The organism is Streptomyces sp. SM1, assembly GCF_002910825.1.
GTDB lineage: Bacteria > Actinomycetota > Actinomycetes > Streptomycetales > Streptomycetaceae > Streptomyces > Streptomyces okerensis.
This window is the reverse complement of the sequence record NZ_NEUB01000884.1, coordinates 1-938: the sequence shown is the minus strand read 5'-3', so window position 1 is coordinate 938 and position 938 is coordinate 1. Positions and strand designations below refer to the sequence as shown.

Here is a 938-nt window from a genome sequence, read left to right as displayed (position 1 = left end):
CGAGGAGGGCGAAGCCGCTGAGCCGGGGCGAGGAGGGCGAAGCCGCTGAGCCGGGGCGAGGAGGGCGGCCCCGCGGAAAACCGCTGGGCCGCCCCGTCCCCGCCGCCGTACCATCCCCGGCATGCCCAGACCGAACGGCTTCGCCTACGAGGCCCACACCAGCGGCACCGTCCACATCACCCATCACCACCGCCCCGCCACCACCCTCCAGGGCGACCGGGCGGCCCGCTTCCTCACCGAGGTCGCCGCCGCCCCCGACCCCCAGCTCGTCATGGCCCGCTGGACGGGGAACTACAAGCGCGGCAACGAACGCACCGCCCGGAACCACCCCCGCAACCGCCACTGAGCCGGCCGGAATCCGATTGCGCCATACGGGCCACAGGTAAGGGAACGGCAAAACGGTCCCGCTCGTTCACCCGGCATGACAGCTATGACCCCCGGCTCGAACATCCCTCTTCCCACCGCCCGCGTGACGGTGGACGTCGCCGCTCCGGTGCGGCTCGACGTATCGGGCCTGCTGCTCACCGCCGACGGCAAGGTGCGCTCCGACGACGACTTCATCTTCTACAACCAGCCCGCCGGCCCCGGCGTGACCTACCGCTCCGGCGGCGGCACCGCCCCCGACGCCATCACGGTCGACACCACCGCCGTGCCCCCCGGCATCGAGAAGATCGTCGTCACCGCGAGCCCCGACGCCGCCGGGCAGACCTTCCAGGGCATCGAGCCGACGGCCACCATCCGCGACGCGGACACCAGCGCCGTCCTGGCATCGTTCACGCCCCCGGGCCTCGGCGCCGAGACGGCCCTGGTGGTCGTCGAGATCTACCTGCGCAACGGCGTCTGGAAGGCCCGCGCCGTCGGCCAGGGCTACGACAACGGCCTCGCCGGTATCGCGACCGACTTCGGCGTCACGGTCGAGGAACCGGCCGCCCCCGCCC

General features: G+C 73.0%; 2 protein-coding genes. Both read left to right on the top strand.

Annotation, left to right across the window (positions count from 1 at the left end; all coding sequences use genetic code 11):
• Nucleotides 1–121 precede the first annotated feature (121 nt).
• Nucleotides 122–346, top strand: coding sequence for a hypothetical protein (locus B9S61_RS29675; RefSeq protein WP_103545001.1), 225 nt, complete (start codon nt 122–124; stop codon nt 344–346).
• Between the two features lie 75 nt (nt 347–421).
• Nucleotides 422–938: TerD family protein (locus B9S61_RS29670; protein ID WP_181007600.1), on the top strand; the 517-nt coding region annotated here is incomplete at its 3' end.

Excerpts from the sequence above, each read along its gene's own strand:
- B9S61_RS29675 (WP_103545001.1), top strand. The coding sequence starts at position 122 with ATGCCCAGACCGAACGGCTTCGCCTACGAGGCCCACACCAGCGGCACC.